Raw genomic sequence first — 15309 nt, 5'->3', positions numbered from 1 at the left:
TGTTTCTTCCTATGGCCACTTTGCTTCAGGTGGAAGTGACATAAGAATCGCGTCTACATTCCCACCAGTTTTTAGGCCAAACGTAGTGCCGCGGTCATAAACCAGATTGAACTCTGCATAATATCCGCGGTACTCCAATAGCGTTTCGCGCTCTGCATCACTCCATTCTTCATTCATATGCTTTCTAACAAGTGCAGGATAGATCGAATTAAATGTCTTTCCGACATCTTGCGTGAATTCGAAGTCTTTTTCCCAATTTCCGCTATTCAATTGGTCATAGAAAATTCCGCCTTCGCCTCGCGCGCGGTTCCGGTGCTTGATATAAAAATACTCATCGCACCATTTTTTATATTTGGGATAATAATCAGGGTCATGACGATCACAGCATTCATTTAAAGCTTGGTGAAATGCTGCTGTGTCTTCTTCATTCGGGAGAGGCGCATTTAAATCTGCACCGCCGCCGAACCAGCTTTTCGTAGTTACAATAAAGCGCGTATTCATATGAACGGCTGGCACCCGAGGGCTGTTCATATGGGCAACCAGGGAAATTCCAGTAGCGAAAAATCGTGGGTCTTCGCTTGCACCTGGAATATTTTTGGCAAACTCTTCGGTAAAGGTGCCATGGACCGTTGATATGTTCACGCCAACTTTTTCAAATACACGTCCACCACGCATGATGGACATGGTGCCCCCACCCCCTTCTGCGCCGTCTCCCTGGTTTTCGCGCTGCCAGGTTTTACGCTCAAATTCGCCAGGGGAGCGGGATGATAGTGGCCCCTTGTTATCTCGTTCAATAGCCTCAAAGCTTTCGCATATTTCATTACGAAGCTGTTCAAACCATTGTGCGGCTTTTTCCTTTTGTATCGAGATAGCAGCTGTGTCAGTCATTATTGTTCCAATGTTTTGAATGAGTGATAGGTATTAATTTGAGTTATTATTTGTTTGCCGAATTGCTTCACCAACAACCATTGCAAGTGACATGGCAACGTTCAAAGAACGAGCTTCAGGGCGCATCGGAATGGTTATACGAGCATCTGCGCCTGCATGGACGTGATCAGGAACCCCTGATGACTCGCTGCCAACCAAAAGAATGTCGTCTGCTTGAAACTTAAAATCAAGGTAATCACAGTCGGCTTTGGTTGTCAGGAGGATAATTCGCCTGTTACCGCGTTTGCTTGATGCCTCAAAGCTGGAATAGTCTGCATGGTGATGAATTGTTGCGAGGTCGGCGTAATCCATAGCTGAGCGCCTGAACGCCTTAACAGAAAAGGGAAAGCCACAGGGTTCAATGATATGAACAGGTATGTTTAAACACGCGCCTGTTCGTAAAATTGTACCGGCATTTTGCGGCTGGTCAGGCTGATACAAGGCCACATCTATTGCATGAGTCATAAAATATCCCAAAAATTCTGGCCCGAACCTATGAAATCAAGAGCCTGCATGCAATAAAATCTTGTTTTAACCATTTGTTTGGAGCTTTTTTTTATGGTTCAGGTGGATAAATCCTTGCCTCTTTGGACGCGTGGGATTAAACCAATTTGGAATCTCTGGGGCTAAGGGGTTAGTAATTTAGCAATTGCTTCTGGAGATACAGGATTTCGCTCTGAATTTATGCGGCTACGTGACGCATAGGTTTAGAACGCTATTGGTTTAGAATAGCAGCCTGTAAAATTTAAAATTTTGCCTTTTTAAAGCATATTCCTGCCAAGGAAGAATAAATGAGCACTGATATAGAAATTAATAACCATGAAGATAACGCCACTCGGCGTGATTTCCTTCATATTGCCGCAACAGGTATGGGCGCTGTAGGTGCTGCTGTAGCGGTTTGGCCATTCATCGACCAAATGAACCCGGCTGCTGATACACTTGCGCTTGCATCTGTAGAGGTTGACCTGTCAGCAGTGGAAGAGGGGGAATCAATTTTGGTGAAATGGCGCGGTAAGCCTGTGTTTATCCGTCACCGGACACCAACAGAGATTGAAGAAGCACGTATGGCTGATGAAATTGGCCTGCCAGATGTTCAGTTTGACGAAGAGCGTGTAACTAAAGGGAAAGAGCAGTGGCTCGTTCTCGTTGGTGTATGTACCCATTTAGGGTGTGTACCGCTTGGCACGAAATCGGGCGACGACAAAGGCGAATTTGGCGGTTGGTTCTGCCCGTGTCATGGTTCGCACTATGATACATCGGGACGTATTCGCAAGGGGCCAGCGCCTAAGAATTTACCTGTGCCGGAATATGCGTTCCTGTCAGATACAGTATTGAAAATCGGTTAAGGGGAGCAACAAATGGCACTTTCACCGGTAACACCGAATAACAAAGCGCTTGCATGGCTTGAGGAACGTCTTCCGATCCTTACCGTTGCGAACAGCGTTATGGGGCCAGGAACACCGACCCCGCGTAACCTTAACTATATGTGGAACTTTGGTTCGCTTGCGGGCATCATGCTTGTTCTCCAAATCATTACAGGTATCGTTCTTGCTATGCACTATACGGCAAGCACGATGTTGGCGTTTGATTCTGTTGAACGCATCATGCGTGATGTGAACTATGGATGGTTGATCCGTTACATGCATGCCAACGGTGCATCCATGTTCTTTATCGTGGTCTATACCCATATTTTCCGCGGCCTGTTCTACGGTTCCTACAAAGCACCACGAGAAGTCTTGTGGATGTTGGGCGTTGTGATCTTCTTGCTTATGATGGCAACTGCTTTCATGGGATATGTACTACCGTGGGGCCAGATGTCTTTCTGGGGCGCCACAGTGATTACAAACCTCTTCTCTGCTATTCCTGTCGTTGGAGAGTCTATCGTAACGCTGCTTTGGGGTGGTTTCTCTGTAGATAATCCTACACTCAACCGTTTCTTCAGCCTTCACTATCTATTACCATTTGTGATTGCAGGTGTTGTTATCCTTCACTTGTGGGCGAAGAAAATTTCAGATTCCGGTAACCCACTCGGTGTTGAAGTGAAATCAACAGCTGACCAAATCCCTTTCCATCCTTTCTACACAGTTAAGGATGCGTTTGGTCTTGGTGTATTCTTGATTTTCTTCTCATACTTCCTGTTCTTTGCACCGAATGCACTTGGTCACCCGGACAACTATATTCCTGCCGATCCACTTGTGACACCGGACTCGATTGTTCCTGAATGGTATTTCCTACCTTTCTATGCAATCCTTCGTTCGATCACTTTTGATCTTGGCCCAATTGACGCAAAATTACTTGGTGTAATTGCGATGTTCGCTTCGATTTTGGTTTGGTTCTTCCTGCCATGGTTGGACACAAGCAAGGTCCGCTCTGGTAATTTCCGTCCATTGTTCAAAATATTCTTTGCACTCTTGGTCGTTGATATGTTTGTTCTGATGTGGCTGGGTGGTCAGAAAGCTGAAGGTAACATTCCGCTTTATGGAATTATTGCGACTGCATACTATTTCGCACATTTCTTGGTAATCTTGCCTTTGCTCGGCCGTATGGAACGAACATTGCCGTTACCAGAAAGTATTGCGTCGGCTGTTATCAAACCAAAAGCAATGCCTGCTGAATAAAGGATGATGAGCATGAAATTCGTTAAAAATATTGCTGTTGCCCTTTGTGTTACAGCGGGCCTTGCGTCAGCAGCAAATGCTGCTGGTGCAGGGAAGCACCCAAAGCAGGTTGAATGGAAGTTCAACGGCGTTTTCGGTGACTTTGATTATCAGTCAGCACAGCGTGGCTTCCAAATTTATAAGGAAGTATGCTCCGCTTGTCATAGCCTGAAATATTTCCGTTTCCGCAACCTTGATAAGCTTGGGTATAATGAAGATCAGATCAAGGCCATTGCTGCTGAGTATGAAGTAGATGGTGACATTGATGATGCTGGTGATGAAACCGTTCGTGCTGCACTTCCGCAGGATGCGTTCCCGAGCCCGTTCAGAAATGATAACGCTGCGGCGTCGGCAAACGGCGGTGCTATTCCACCTGATCTATCCTTGATGGTAAAGGCGCGTCATGACGGTGCTAACTATGTTTATAGTTTGCTAACCGGATATGAAGATGAAAGCGCTGCCCCAGAAGGAATTAATGTTAGCGCTGGTAAGTATTACAATCCATATTTCAAAGGTAGTGTAATTTCGATGGCACCTCCTTTGTCTGAAGGTATCGTAGAGTATGCAGAAGGTAACCCTGAGGCAAACCTTGATCAAATGTCCAAGGACCTTGTGAACTTCCTTATGTATACGGCTGAGCCTAACCTTCATGACCGCCACAAAATGGGTGTGATGGTTATTATCTTCCTATCGGTTCTGACTATTCTTCTCTATTTCTCTATGAAGAAAATCTGGCGCCCGGTTAAGGAAGGCAAAAACTTCTATGAGGATGCTGAGTAAGGCAGTCTTCAGACATCATTATAGAAAGGTCGCTTCTTTAGCGGCCTTTTTTATTGCGCTTTTTATTTGATATGTTTTCCCGTGCCGTCACCATAGCTTTGCCATTTACGTTGACGGTTGATTGACATTTTATGCTGAATGGCTTCTGTAACATTAATGCCGTTTAACTCAGCGAAGCGGTATAATAGGATCAAGATATCCGCAAGTTCGTTGGCAATTTCAGGTTTGTTGTCGTCTTGTACCGCGTCTTTTAGTTCGGTAAATTCCTCGAGTGCACGGTCTAATAGTGCAGTAATGTTCGACACTGGGCCAAATGTTTCTTCACTCCATTTGGCGATTGATTGTTGGGTTTCTGTTTGCACTTGTATGCCTTCGCTAGAATGCGTTGTTTCACTTACTCTGAGAAATATTTATAGTCTGAGATGAAGTGTTTAGGGGCACCTGCTCCTATATCCATGTAGCGAAAGTTTTTGACGCTAGATTGGGTTATCTCTCTGTTTCTAAGCCCGCTTGCATCGCTGATTGATTTTCTTCCACCTGAATAAGAGGCTGCAAAACGGGGTTTTTTCGTTTTCTCGTCACACAGAGGTAATTGCAGGCTTGTAATTGTATAGGGGTTTCCTGCTTCGCTTATAAACTGGTTTTCCATGTATATCCCACATGGATATCCAAAGAGTGCATTGTGGACAAGAACTGTTCCCGCATGATCCTTCTCGGCCAGGATATCATAGTAGTTCACACCTGTTGCCTTGAAGCCTGAAATCGCTTCAAAGTTGGTGCCAGAAAAAATGAAGGTGAAGTTTTTTGGTCCCCTCATTTCTCCGATAGCGACGTTTGAAAGCATGTTTCCAAAGGTGAGCGGGGTGAAATGTTTCTTGCAGGGTAATAAGGGGTGATTGTCGCGAGGCAAAGACCGCCACAAACGGAAAAAATCCTCGTGTTTTTCCTCAAGTTCAATCATCTCTAACCACTATATCTACAGTCGAATGGCCCAAAAGAATTGCATTGCGTAACTGTATTACCCAATTTGTTTTTTATTAGGGTAATTGGTTATCCTGAATAAAAGGTAAAGTCTTCAACATAATGGCTGGGTGCCCCAGAGCCCAAGTCAATATAGTTTAGGGTTTTAATCGTGGATGCCTTCAGTTTCTTTTGCATCCGCATGCTTTTATCATCAGCGGGTTTTCGTGCATTTGCAAAAACAAGCATGAATTTAGGGATGCCATTATCGTCTAAAAGTGGGTATTGTAAGTTCCTGAATAAATATTTGTTCCCGCTCGACGTTTGTATCAGGTCTTCAACATATGCACCGCATGGTACCCCAAAAATTTGTTTGTGGAACGCGGCCATTGCTGGGTAAAATTCTTCCGACAAAAGACTATAATAGTTTTTCCCAGTAAGAAGCATACTGGATAGCGTTTCAATTTTGCTGCCATAGTAAAAGAATGTCAGGTTTTGCGGGGCGATGAATTCAGCCAAGCCGATATTTGCCATCAATTCACCAAAGCTGGCCGGAGAGATACTGCTGCGGAGTGGCAGCTGTGTTTTTCCCTCTTTCGGCAACTGGTCCCAAATGTCCAAAAATTGCTCAAAACCATCTGTATACGTCATATAACCATCAAACACGTATTATCTAGAAATGCAAGGTGCGAGGTTATTTTTCAATCTGTTTTAAAACTGATTCTTTATTTTCGTCATCTACGATGTTGAGGAGAACTTCCCAAAATCCAGATACAGCTTCTGGTCCGGCCTTCTTATACGCCAAAGCAATGCGTTCCCGCTGACTTGAAAACAGCTCTTCTTCATAGGCCTTGCCTTTTTCCGTTAGCGTCAGAAGCCGCTGCCTGCGGTCCATTACGCCTTGCTCCTGGGTTATGTAGCCTTCTTCCATCAGCTGACTTAATACTCGGGAGAGGCTTTGTTTTGTGATTCTTAGTATTTTCAAGAGGCCAGAAACAGGTATGCCTGGATTTCGGCCGACAAAGTATAAGACACGGTGGTGGGCTCTGCCAAATTGCCGCTTCGCCAGCATGGCATCTGGTGCGCCTGTAAAGTCACGATAGGCAAAATACAATAGCTCAATACCGCGTCGAAGTTCTTCTTCGCGAAGATATAAATTAGATGGTGGTAGACGTCTGTGCACTTTTTTTCCAAATTTTATGTCAGGAATATTGACTGATTATTTGACATAATGTTACAAATATCAATATAAAAAAATCATATTATTACTAAAGTGTAGGTATTTGGAGAAATGAAATGGCTTCACAGTCATTCGCTGAGAGAGATGGTTCGATATGGATGAATGGAGAAATTGTTCCTTGGAGCGATGCTAAAGTCCATATGTTAACACATGCTATGCATTATGGAAGCGCTGTGTTTGAAGGCCAGCGTGCGTATAATGGTAAAATCTTTAAATTGAAAGAACATACTGAACGATTGTTTGCATCGGCTGATATGCTCGATATGGAAGTTCCGTTTTCACAGGAGCAGATCAATGATGCGTGTAATCAATTATTGGAGTTGAATAACCTGACAGACGCATATTGCAGGCCAATTATTTGGCGTGGCAGCAAGATGATGGGGGTATCCGCTCAGGAAGCTGGTATTAATGTTGGCGTCGCGGTGTGGGAGTGGCCTTCCTATTTTTCCGAGGAAGCACGGCTTAAGGGATTGAGGTTATGTATATCTGATTGGCGTCGCCCAGCCCCTGATACTGCTCCTGTTCATGCCAAGGCTGCTGGTCTTTATATGATATGCACATTATCCAAGCATAAGGCTGAAGCAGCCGGTTATGATGACGCATTGATGTTTGACTATCGGGGGCAGATTGCAGAGGCTACAGGTGCAAATATATTCTTTGTGAAAGACGGCGTTATTCATACACCAAAGGCTGATTGTTTTCTGGATGGTATCACGCGCAGAACTGTCATGGATATTGCGCGCGGTATGGGGATAGAAGTTATAGAGCGTGCTATTATGCCAAACGAAATGGAAGGTTTTGAACAGGCATTCCTCACTGGAACAGCAGCAGAGGTCAGTCCATTATCTGAAATTGGCGAGTTCAGGTTTGAAGTAGGAGAGATTACTAAAAACCTGATGCATGCATATGACGCTATTGTTCGGCAATAATTTAAAACGGAGGTGTGATTTTAATCGCACCTCTATTTGATATGACGTTTTATGGTATCAGCCAAATTATATAGAGCTTGCTTGACCTCAGGTGTAGTAACTAATTCCCTTGTATGTAATGAACTACTGTACTGGCTATTTTCAGCATCCGTATAGGGATGTTCTTGCAGGCCTTCATAAAACTTGCTCACGGGTATTTGCATGATCTGAGCTAACGTGTAGAGCCGCCCGGCGCTGATACGGTTAACGCCGCTTTCGTATTTCTGAATTTGTTGATAGGAAATACTAAGTAGGTCACTAACATCCTGCTGTGACATATCCAGCATACGTCGATGCTCACGTAGTTTTTTACCGACATGTTGATCAATCATATCAGCCTTCCGTGCATTTAATTCCGAAGTTTCAGAAGTATGAGTATTTTTTTCTGGGGTCATGCCGTACTTTCCTCATATTTTTATCATACTTCGTCATTGGCAGTTCAGGGGTACATATGCTAAATCATATGAACTTGAATTATGATGCTTTGAACTTATAAGTGTAAGTATGATCTATGGTTGCATTAGATGTAGATTATAATCTTATAAGTTAATTGCAAGTGTATAGTTAAACTATGTCGGGAGTTTTTGGTTGTTATGGCAAACGATTGGCTAAAAAAATCTGTATTAGGTGCGTCATTGCTCGCTCTGGCAGCCTGCGGATCTAGTGATAGTGAAGATCGCTATGTCGCACGCGATGTAGAGGTTCTTTACAATCTCGGACAGGATCAATTGCAACGAGGCAATTACCGACTAGCTGCCGTTGCTTTTGATGAAGTTGAACGCCAGCATCCCTATTCAATATGGGCGAGACGCGCACAACTTATGGCAGCGTATGCAAGTTATCAAAGCAATAAGTATGATGATGCGATTCTTGCGGCAGAGCGCTTTTTACAATTGCACCCTGGTAACTCTTCCGCACCTTACGCATATTATTTGATTGCTCTTTGTCATTATGAACGCATTACTGGTGTTGGTCGTGACCAGGAAGAAACAGCCAAAGCGCAGAACGCTCTTATCGAGGTCATCAGGCGTTTCCCTGACAGTGAATATGCTGAAGATGCTAAATTGAAATTAGCGCTTACAAGTGATCACTTGGCTGGCAAGGATATGGAAGTTGGTAGATTTTACTTGAACCGACAAGAATATTTGGCAGCTATCGGTCGCTTCCGCAATGTTATTGAACAGTATCAGACCACAAGCCATGCGCCTGAAGCACTGCACAGACTTGTAGAGAGTTATCTGGCGCTCGGTATTAAGCATGAGGCGCAAATGGCTGCTGCGGTTCTTGGTCATAATTTTCCGGATAGTAAATGGTATCGCCACAGCTATCGGTTATTGGGTGACGAGGATCTTGCACCAGAAGATAGCGAGGGCTCATGGCTGAGCAAATTATTCTCGTAAGCCTATAATATGAGGGGGCAGGGGTGCTTGCAGGCCTCTCTATTCGTGATATCGTTTTAATTGAGAAGCTTGACCTTGATCTATCCAAGGGGCTGAATGTTCTTACGGGTGAAACCGGGGCTGGTAAGTCTATATTACTTGATTCGTTGGGGCTTGCCTTAGGGGCAAGGGCGGACCGCGCTCTTGTTCGGCAAGGGTGTGACCTTGGTAGTGTGACCGCGGATTTTGACCTGGATGTTGAACATCCGGTTTTTTCATACCTGGAAGAACAAGGTATCAATTTTGATGGTTTTGCGCTCATCATCAGAAGACAAGTCACCAAAGATGGTAAAAGTCGGGCCTGGATCAATGATCAGCCTGTTAGCCAAACTTTGTTAGCTTTAGTCGGCGGTATGATTGTTGAAATTCATGGGCAACATGATGATAGGGGCATGTTAGACCCGTTGGCTCACCGAAATCTGCTCGATACTTACGGGCAATATGCGAGTGAACTGAGGGCAGTCAAAGAGGCTGTTGCATCCTATAAGGCGATTAATATTGAATTGGAAGCCGAACAGGTAAAACTGGAAACCGCGCGCGCGGATGAAGAGTTTCTGCGCCATGCTGTTGATGAATTATCAACCCTTGCAACAGTTGTGGGAGAAGAAGAAGAACTTGCAGCCCGTCGTACCTTAATGATGCAAGGTGAAAAACTGAATGAAGAGTTGGGTGGTTTTCTTGATGACTTAACAGGCAAAAAGGGAGCTGATCAGGCGCTCCGCGGCGTATTGCGTAGGATGGAACGAATTGATGATCGTACGCGCAAGCATTTAGAAGGCGCGATGGAAAGCCTTGATCGTGCCTCTATTGAAATGAATGAAGCTATTATGCAGCTCGAGGGTCTTGCTCGCGAAATGGATTTTGACGCCCATGAGCTAGAGGCAACTGAGGAACGCTTATTTGAGTTGAGGCGAATAGCCCGAAAACATAATTGCCAGTGCGATGATCTACCTGCATTACACCTTGATTTACAGAACAAGCTCAATTCACTGGATGAGGGCGAAGGCCGACTTGCTGAATTATCAGCCGCGCTTAAGAAAGCAAAAGAAGAGCGGGTAACTGCAATTGCCGCCCTAAGTTCTGCGCGGATTAAAGCCGCTGAAACATTAGACAAGCTTGTTATGATGGAATTGCCGCCGCTTAAGCTTGAAAAAGCAATTTTTAAAACAGAGGTTGAGGCCTTGGCGGAAGAGGACTGGAATGAAATGGGAGGAGATAAAGTTCTCTTCACCGTGAAAACAAATCCGGGCTCCCCTTTTGGTCCCATCATTAAAGTGGCGTCAGGCGGGGAATTGGCACGATTTATCCTGGCGTTAAAAGTTGTTCTGGCTAAGGAAAGCAGTGCACCCACCATGGTGTTTGATGAAGTGGATCAAGGCATCGGTGGGGCAACCGCGGATGCAGTTGGAGAGCGCTTGAAGCGTTTGTCAGAAGAAAGTCAGGTGCTTGTAGTGACCCATAGCCCGCAGGTAGCCGCACGAGGTACCAAGCATTTCCGAATACAAAAGGGTGACGAAGGAATGGTAACGCGTACAAATGTCGTTGGCCTTAATATAGATGAGCGCCGTGAAGAGGTTGCACGCATGCTTGCTGGCGCGGAGGTCACGGATGAAGCGCGCGCTGCCGCTGACAAGCTTTTACTAGTGAGCTAGAAATATGGTCGATTTGGCAACTATACATGTTGATGATCTGATGAAACGGGAAGCAAAGAAAGAGTTGGAACGCCTAGCGAAGCTGATCCTTAAGCACGATATTCTATACCATAATAATGATGCGCCAGAAATTTCTGATGCAGAGTATGATGAGCTCCGGAAACGCAATAGTGCAATTGAAATACGCTTTCCCGAATATATCCGCGAAGATAGCCCATCAAAACGCGTGGGAGCGCCAACATTATTTGACGTGGCTGATCAGAAACAATCCAAGGGCTTTGATAAAATAAAGCATGTTCGCCCGATGTTGTCTTTGGATAATGCATTTAATGATGACGATGTGCATGATTTTGTTTCGCGTGTAAAACGATTTTTAGGACTTGCTGACAGCGATATTGTAGCGCTAACAGCAGAACCGAAAATTGATGGTTTATCCCTGGCCCTTCGGTATGAAAAAGGTGAGCTGGTATCGGCTGCAACACGAGGTGATGGTGTCACTGGTGAAAATGTAACCGCAAACGCCCTAACGATTGAAACAATTCCGGCAATGCTTAAAGGCGGTGGTTGGCCTGATGTCTTGGAAGTGCGCGGCGAAGTTTATATGGGAAAGGCTGATTTCCTCCATCTCAATGAAAGCCAGTTGGAAAAAGGTGGGAAAGTATTTGCAAACCCTCGGAATGCCGCTGCTGGTTCGTTGCGGCAGTTAGATACCAAAATTACAGCTTCCAGACCGCTACGGTTCTTTGCGTATGCATGGGGCGATATAAGCAATATGCCCGAACAGAACCAAATGCGGATGGTAGAACGGTTCAAGGAATGGGGTTTCGACATTAACCCATTGATGAGTGTCTTTGAGGCCACTGATGGTGCGTTGGAACGATATCGGTTGATTGAAGCACAAAGACCAACGCTTGATTATGATATTGACGGTGTCGTCTATAAAGTTGATCGGCTGGATTGGCAGGACAGACTGGGAATGGTTTCCCGGGCACCGCGCTGGGCCATTGCTCATAAGTTTCCGGCAGAAAAGGCAATTACCATTGTTCGGGATATTGATATCCAGGTCGGAAGAACGGGTGCATTGACGCCTGTTGCCAAACTGGAGCCGATTACAGTTGGCGGCGTAGTTGTCTCAAACGCAACACTTCATAACCGCGACGAGATTAAACGTCTTGATGTTCGTATTGGTGATACTGTTACGATCCAACGGGCTGGTGACGTTATTCCACAGGTTGTGTCTGTTGATACTTCAAATCGACGGGAAACTATTCCTGAATTCATCTTTCCAGATGTTTGTCCGGTGTGTAATAGCCCAGCGTTTGCAGAGGGCGATGATGTTGTTGTGCGCTGTACAGGAGGAATGCTGTGTGAGGCGCAAAAGGTTGAAGGACTGCGCCATTTTGTATCGCGTAATGCCTTTGATATCGATGGTATGGGGGAAAAACAGATCGCTCAGTTTTATGAGCGCGGTTTAATCAATGAATTCGCCGATATATTTAAGCTGGAAACTTATAATGACGCTTCCGATAGCCCGATACAAAAATGGGAAGGATGGGGGGATTTATCTGTAACGAACTTGATGCAGGCAATCGACGCCCGAAGACGTATTGAATTTGATCGTTTTCTATTTGCCTTGGGTATCAGGCACCTTGGCCAGCAAACCGCAAAACTGTTTGCACGCCATTACGGGGATTATGAAACCTTTATCAAAGCGATTGAAGCTTCGGTCGCGGGTGATGAAACTGCCCGCACAGATATGACTGATATCGACGGCATCGGTGACAAGATGGTGGATACATTCCTCACGTTTTTTGCTGATGAAAATAACAAGCGTATTGTTGATAACCTAGCTGCTGAGCTTACCATTATTCCGCTTGAAATTCAGTCAACTGATAGCCCTGTTGCTGGGAAAACTGTTGTCTTCACAGGGTCCTTAGAGAAGATGAGCCGTAATGAAGCGAAGGCAAAGGCTGAAAGCTTGGGCGCGAAGGTGGCTGGTTCGGTATCAAAGAAAACGGATATGGTGATCGCGGGGCCTGGTGCTGGGTCAAAACTCAAGAAAGCCCAAGACTTAGGTGTTCAGACGCTTACCGAAGAAGAATGGTTGGAATTAATTTCCGGATTATAATCTGATTTATTAAGGGGGGTGCTGTGGCACTAAAATTATTACAAATCACTGCACCCATTGCAGCCGAAGCGAAACTGAAAAATTTGGCTGCTAAATATGAGGCTGTATCGTTTCACAAGGGTGTTTTGCTCGAGGATGATCATGCGCTCTTTTTCTTATTGACGAGCCCAGCGCGCAGGCAACGATTGATCGATGAATTACAAGATGTACTTTTGACGTCAAAAAAGGCGCGTGTGAATATCCTGAGTGTAGATGCAACCCTGCCTGCAGTAGAATTAGATAATGCAGTGGATACGCGGGAAGAACTTTATCAAAAGATGGACCGTGGTGCCAAACTTGATGGTACCTATATTACACTGGTTACCCTATCAACGATTGTAGCCTTAATTGGCTTGTTGCAGGATAACGTGGCTGTGGTTGTTGGGGCAATGGTAATTGCTCCCTTGCTGGGGCCCAATCTTGCCCTCGCACTTGGTACATCCCTAGGTGATAAGGAATTAATGAAAAAGTCGATTCTTACTGCGGTCGCCGGGTTGTCGGTTGCATTACTGCTTTCTGCCTTCACCGGATATTTGTGGGGAGAAGTGCCTGCGAGTCACGAACTTATGAGCCGGACAAGTGTGGGTTATGATGGTGTGGCGCTTGCGATTGCGTCTGGGGTTGCGGGTGTTCTCTCGCTAACATCTGGCCTGTCGATGACACTTGTTGGTGTTATGGTTGCTGTCGCTTTGTTACCGCCGACCGCCACATTTGGATTTATGATTGGGGTTGGGCAAATGAAGCCGGCGCTTGGCGCACTTCTATTATTGTCCGTCAATATTGTTTGCGTAAATCTATCTGGGCTTTTGGTGCTGATGACCAAAGGGTTCAGGCCCAGACTTTGGTTTGAACGCAAAATGGCCAAACCCTTTATTTTATCCGGTATTGCGGTTTGGACTGTATTGCTTTTTGCTCTCATGGCTGTGATCTTTTGAGAGACTTCGCGATTGATGCGTGTGCTTACAAGTGGGTTAATTTTAAGTTCATATAAATATAAACTATTGTAAATATTGGACTATATTCAATATCAGCATCTAAAACATGGCGCTTTTCATACCTTAAAGACCGTTATAATATGGGAGGCATTCGTGTTGAGTTATGCATTTTTTGCATGGCTAGTTTGCGCTTTTTCTAACTTCTTATCTTACTCAAAATGATTATTTTTCCCTCAACAGCAACGCAGAATGTTGCATTGATAGGAAAAATAACAGCGACATACAGTCGGTATTGAGGAGTATAACGATGGCTAATATAAGAACAGAAACAATCGCACCATTTTCTTTCATGGGCCTAATGGCTGGCGAAGGTTTGATCCCAGGAACAGCAAGCGCATCGGTTCAAAAAGAAGTAACATCAGTTGCTATTCAAGAAAGCATCAATGAATTGGCAAGCGACATGAAAGCAAATGACACTTTTTTCACATTGATGGAAGAAGCAGGCCAAATGAGCAAAATTGAACGTGTTCGCAAATCATACTCTTTCAAGATTGTACGTCCAGTAGGTCTTGGCGGTGCTCAGACGGCATTCGCTCACTAAGTTACTAAAGCGACTTATTTCCTCCCAAGATAATCCGCTTACACGAGTGGCTTAATGAGCTTAAGAGCGAGCCACTCACCTTTTTCTACTCTGCCCATCTCCCAATTCAGAGTATTATCTGGTCCTTGATGTCTATAAGCGTCAAGGACCTCTTTTTCTTGAGTTAACAAAAGACCCGATAAAATCAAGGTGCCACCAGGCCGTAATATTGCTGTCAGGGCAGGGGCCAGGTCAATCAATGGGCCCGCTAAAATATTCGCAGTAATGAGATCAAACGGACCATATTCAGTAAAGCTCGAATGACCGAGGCCTTCGGCTGTAACGCACCTTATTCCTTTGTCGCCAAACTTATCGCTTATTTTGACGTCATTGACATCCATATTTTGCACGGTTACGTCGATTGCAATCGGGTCTATGTCGGTCGCGAGAATATCGCTATCCGGCCATAAATTCTTTGCAGCGATCGCAAGCACGCCGGTACCAGTCCCTAAATCTAATATTGTTTTTGGTTTTACGGTATCTGCAATTGTATCGAGTGTATGGAGGCACGCCCAAGTCGTTTCATGCTGTCCCGTTCCAAATGCTTGCCCGGCATCAATCAAGATATTGATAGTATCCTGTGGTAGACTGTCAGCGTCGTGGCTTCCATATATATAAAAGCGGCCTGCTTCGACGGGTTTCAATAGCTTTTGGCTTTCGCTAACCCAGTCACGGTCTTCTAGTTTTTCAAGCGAATAGGGAACACTTTTTAATGCGGCGTCCCTCAACAATGCTTTGAGCATATTTTCGTCTGGTGTTCCGGTCACAAACAGTTCGATTTTCCAGTTTGCGTCACCAGGTTGCTCAAAATAGGAGAGAGTAGGCGGGTACTCGCTTTCCATTAAAATTGAAGTCTCAAGGATCGTCTCAAGCGCTTGTGCTTTTTCAAGCGGTGCCTCTAGGGTTAAACACCATGTATCAACAGTCATAGATTATCTGCTTTC

At 45.0% G+C, this 15309-nt stretch carries 17 protein-coding genes; 9 read left to right on the top strand and 8 right to left on the bottom strand.

Annotated features, from left to right (window positions below; translation table 11 throughout):
• Window positions 1-9 precede the first annotated feature (9 nt).
• A complete protein-coding gene (gene hemF, locus KFF44_RS11695; protein ID WP_255934450.1) occupies window positions 10-888 on the bottom strand; it encodes an oxygen-dependent coproporphyrinogen oxidase in 879 nt (292 codons plus the stop codon).
• Between the two features lie 33 nt (window positions 889-921).
• Complete coding sequence (locus tag KFF44_RS11690) at window positions 922-1392, bottom strand: tRNA (cytidine(34)-2'-O)-methyltransferase (protein ID WP_255934449.1); 471 nt, start codon at window positions 1390-1392, stop codon at window positions 922-924.
• A gap of 326 nt (window positions 1393-1718) precedes the next feature.
• Here KFF44_RS11690 and petA point away from each other — a divergent pair, with 326 nt between their 5' ends.
• From petA to KFF44_RS11675, 3 genes are read left to right on the top strand one after another with little or no spacing between them, the layout of a single operon-like run.
• Window positions 1719-2273 carry a ubiquinol-cytochrome c reductase iron-sulfur subunit gene (petA, locus tag KFF44_RS11685; RefSeq protein WP_255934448.1) on the top strand — a complete coding sequence of 185 codons (555 nt, stop codon included), beginning with the start codon at window positions 1719-1721 and terminating at the stop codon, window positions 2271-2273.
• 12 nt (window positions 2274-2285) lie between these two features.
• Window positions 2286-3545 (top strand): cytochrome b N-terminal domain-containing protein, encoded by a 1260-nt coding sequence (locus KFF44_RS11680; RefSeq protein WP_255934447.1) that lies wholly within the window; start codon window positions 2286-2288, stop codon window positions 3543-3545.
• Between the two features lie 12 nt (window positions 3546-3557).
• Complete coding sequence (locus tag KFF44_RS11675; protein ID WP_255934446.1) at window positions 3558-4364, top strand: cytochrome c1; 807 nt, start codon at window positions 3558-3560, stop codon at window positions 4362-4364.
• Window positions 4365-4426: 62 nt separating this feature from the next.
• On the opposite strand, the gene KFF44_RS11670 is transcribed toward KFF44_RS11675, so the two are convergent.
• The 4 genes from KFF44_RS11670 to KFF44_RS11655 form a co-directional block, all read right to left on the bottom strand.
• The gene (locus KFF44_RS11670) at window positions 4427-4726 is read right to left on the bottom strand and encodes a dATP/dGTP pyrophosphohydrolase domain-containing protein (RefSeq protein ID WP_255934445.1); all 300 of its coding nucleotides are present in this window, start codon (window positions 4724-4726) and stop codon (window positions 4427-4429) included.
• A 32-nt stretch (window positions 4727-4758) separates the two neighbouring features.
• The gene (locus KFF44_RS11665; RefSeq protein ID WP_255934444.1) at window positions 4759-5325 is read right to left on the bottom strand and encodes a hypothetical protein; all 567 of its coding nucleotides are present in this window, start codon (window positions 5323-5325) and stop codon (window positions 4759-4761) included.
• A gap of 89 nt (window positions 5326-5414) precedes the next feature.
• On the bottom strand, window positions 5415-5975 hold the full coding sequence (locus KFF44_RS11660) for a PAS domain-containing protein (RefSeq protein ID WP_255934443.1): 561 nt from the start codon (window positions 5973-5975) through the stop codon (window positions 5415-5417).
• A 43-nt stretch (window positions 5976-6018) separates the two neighbouring features.
• Window positions 6019-6507, bottom strand: a complete 489-nt coding sequence (locus tag KFF44_RS11655; RefSeq protein ID WP_255934442.1) for a MarR family winged helix-turn-helix transcriptional regulator — start codon at window positions 6505-6507, stop codon at window positions 6019-6021.
• Window positions 6508-6620: 113 nt separating this feature from the next.
• Here KFF44_RS11655 and KFF44_RS11650 point away from each other — a divergent pair, with 113 nt between their 5' ends.
• Window positions 6621-7493: a branched-chain amino acid aminotransferase gene (locus KFF44_RS11650; protein WP_255934441.1), complete on the top strand. Its 873-nt coding sequence runs from the start codon at window positions 6621-6623 to the stop codon at window positions 7491-7493.
• 32 nt (window positions 7494-7525) lie between these two features.
• On the opposite strand, the gene KFF44_RS11645 is transcribed toward KFF44_RS11650, so the two are convergent.
• A complete protein-coding gene (locus tag KFF44_RS11645; RefSeq protein WP_255934440.1) occupies window positions 7526-7927 on the bottom strand; it encodes a helix-turn-helix domain-containing protein in 402 nt (133 codons plus the stop codon).
• Window positions 7928-8125: 198 nt separating this feature from the next.
• Between KFF44_RS11645 and KFF44_RS11640 the strand changes: the two genes are divergently transcribed.
• The 5 genes from KFF44_RS11640 (at window position 8126) to KFF44_RS11620 (ending at window position 14326) form a co-directional block, all read left to right on the top strand.
• Window positions 8126-8932: an outer membrane protein assembly factor BamD gene (locus tag KFF44_RS11640; protein ID WP_255934439.1), complete on the top strand. Its 807-nt coding sequence runs from the start codon at window positions 8126-8128 to the stop codon at window positions 8930-8932.
• A 23-nt stretch (window positions 8933-8955) separates the two neighbouring features.
• Window positions 8956-10623 (top strand): DNA repair protein RecN, encoded by a 1668-nt coding sequence (gene recN, locus KFF44_RS11635; protein WP_255934438.1) that lies wholly within the window; start codon window positions 8956-8958, stop codon window positions 10621-10623.
• Window positions 10624-10627: 4 nt separating this feature from the next.
• Window positions 10628-12751 (top strand): NAD-dependent DNA ligase LigA, encoded by a 2124-nt coding sequence (gene ligA, locus KFF44_RS11630; protein WP_255934437.1) that lies wholly within the window; start codon window positions 10628-10630, stop codon window positions 12749-12751.
• Window positions 12752-12774: 23 nt separating this feature from the next.
• On the top strand, window positions 12775-13725 hold the full coding sequence (locus tag KFF44_RS11625) for a TIGR00341 family protein (RefSeq protein WP_255934436.1): 951 nt from the start codon (window positions 12775-12777) through the stop codon (window positions 13723-13725).
• A gap of 307 nt (window positions 13726-14032) precedes the next feature.
• Entirely contained in the window at window positions 14033-14326 is a 294-nt protein-coding gene (locus tag KFF44_RS11620; RefSeq protein WP_255934435.1) for a hypothetical protein, read from the top strand.
• 38 nt (window positions 14327-14364) lie between these two features.
• Here KFF44_RS11620 and KFF44_RS11615 read toward each other — a convergent pair whose 3' ends face one another.
• Window positions 14365-15294 carry a 50S ribosomal protein L11 methyltransferase gene (locus KFF44_RS11615; RefSeq protein ID WP_255934434.1) on the bottom strand — a complete coding sequence of 310 codons (930 nt, stop codon included), beginning with the start codon at window positions 15292-15294 and terminating at the stop codon, window positions 14365-14367.
• Between the last annotated feature and the right edge of the window lie 15 nt (window positions 15295-15309).

The sequence above is a fragment of the Kordiimonas sp. SCSIO 12610 genome, assembly GCF_024398015.1.
In the GTDB taxonomy this organism is placed as follows: Bacteria; Pseudomonadota; Alphaproteobacteria; order Sphingomonadales; family Kordiimonadaceae; genus CANLMI01.
This window is presented reverse-complemented; position numbering and strand designations above follow the sequence as displayed.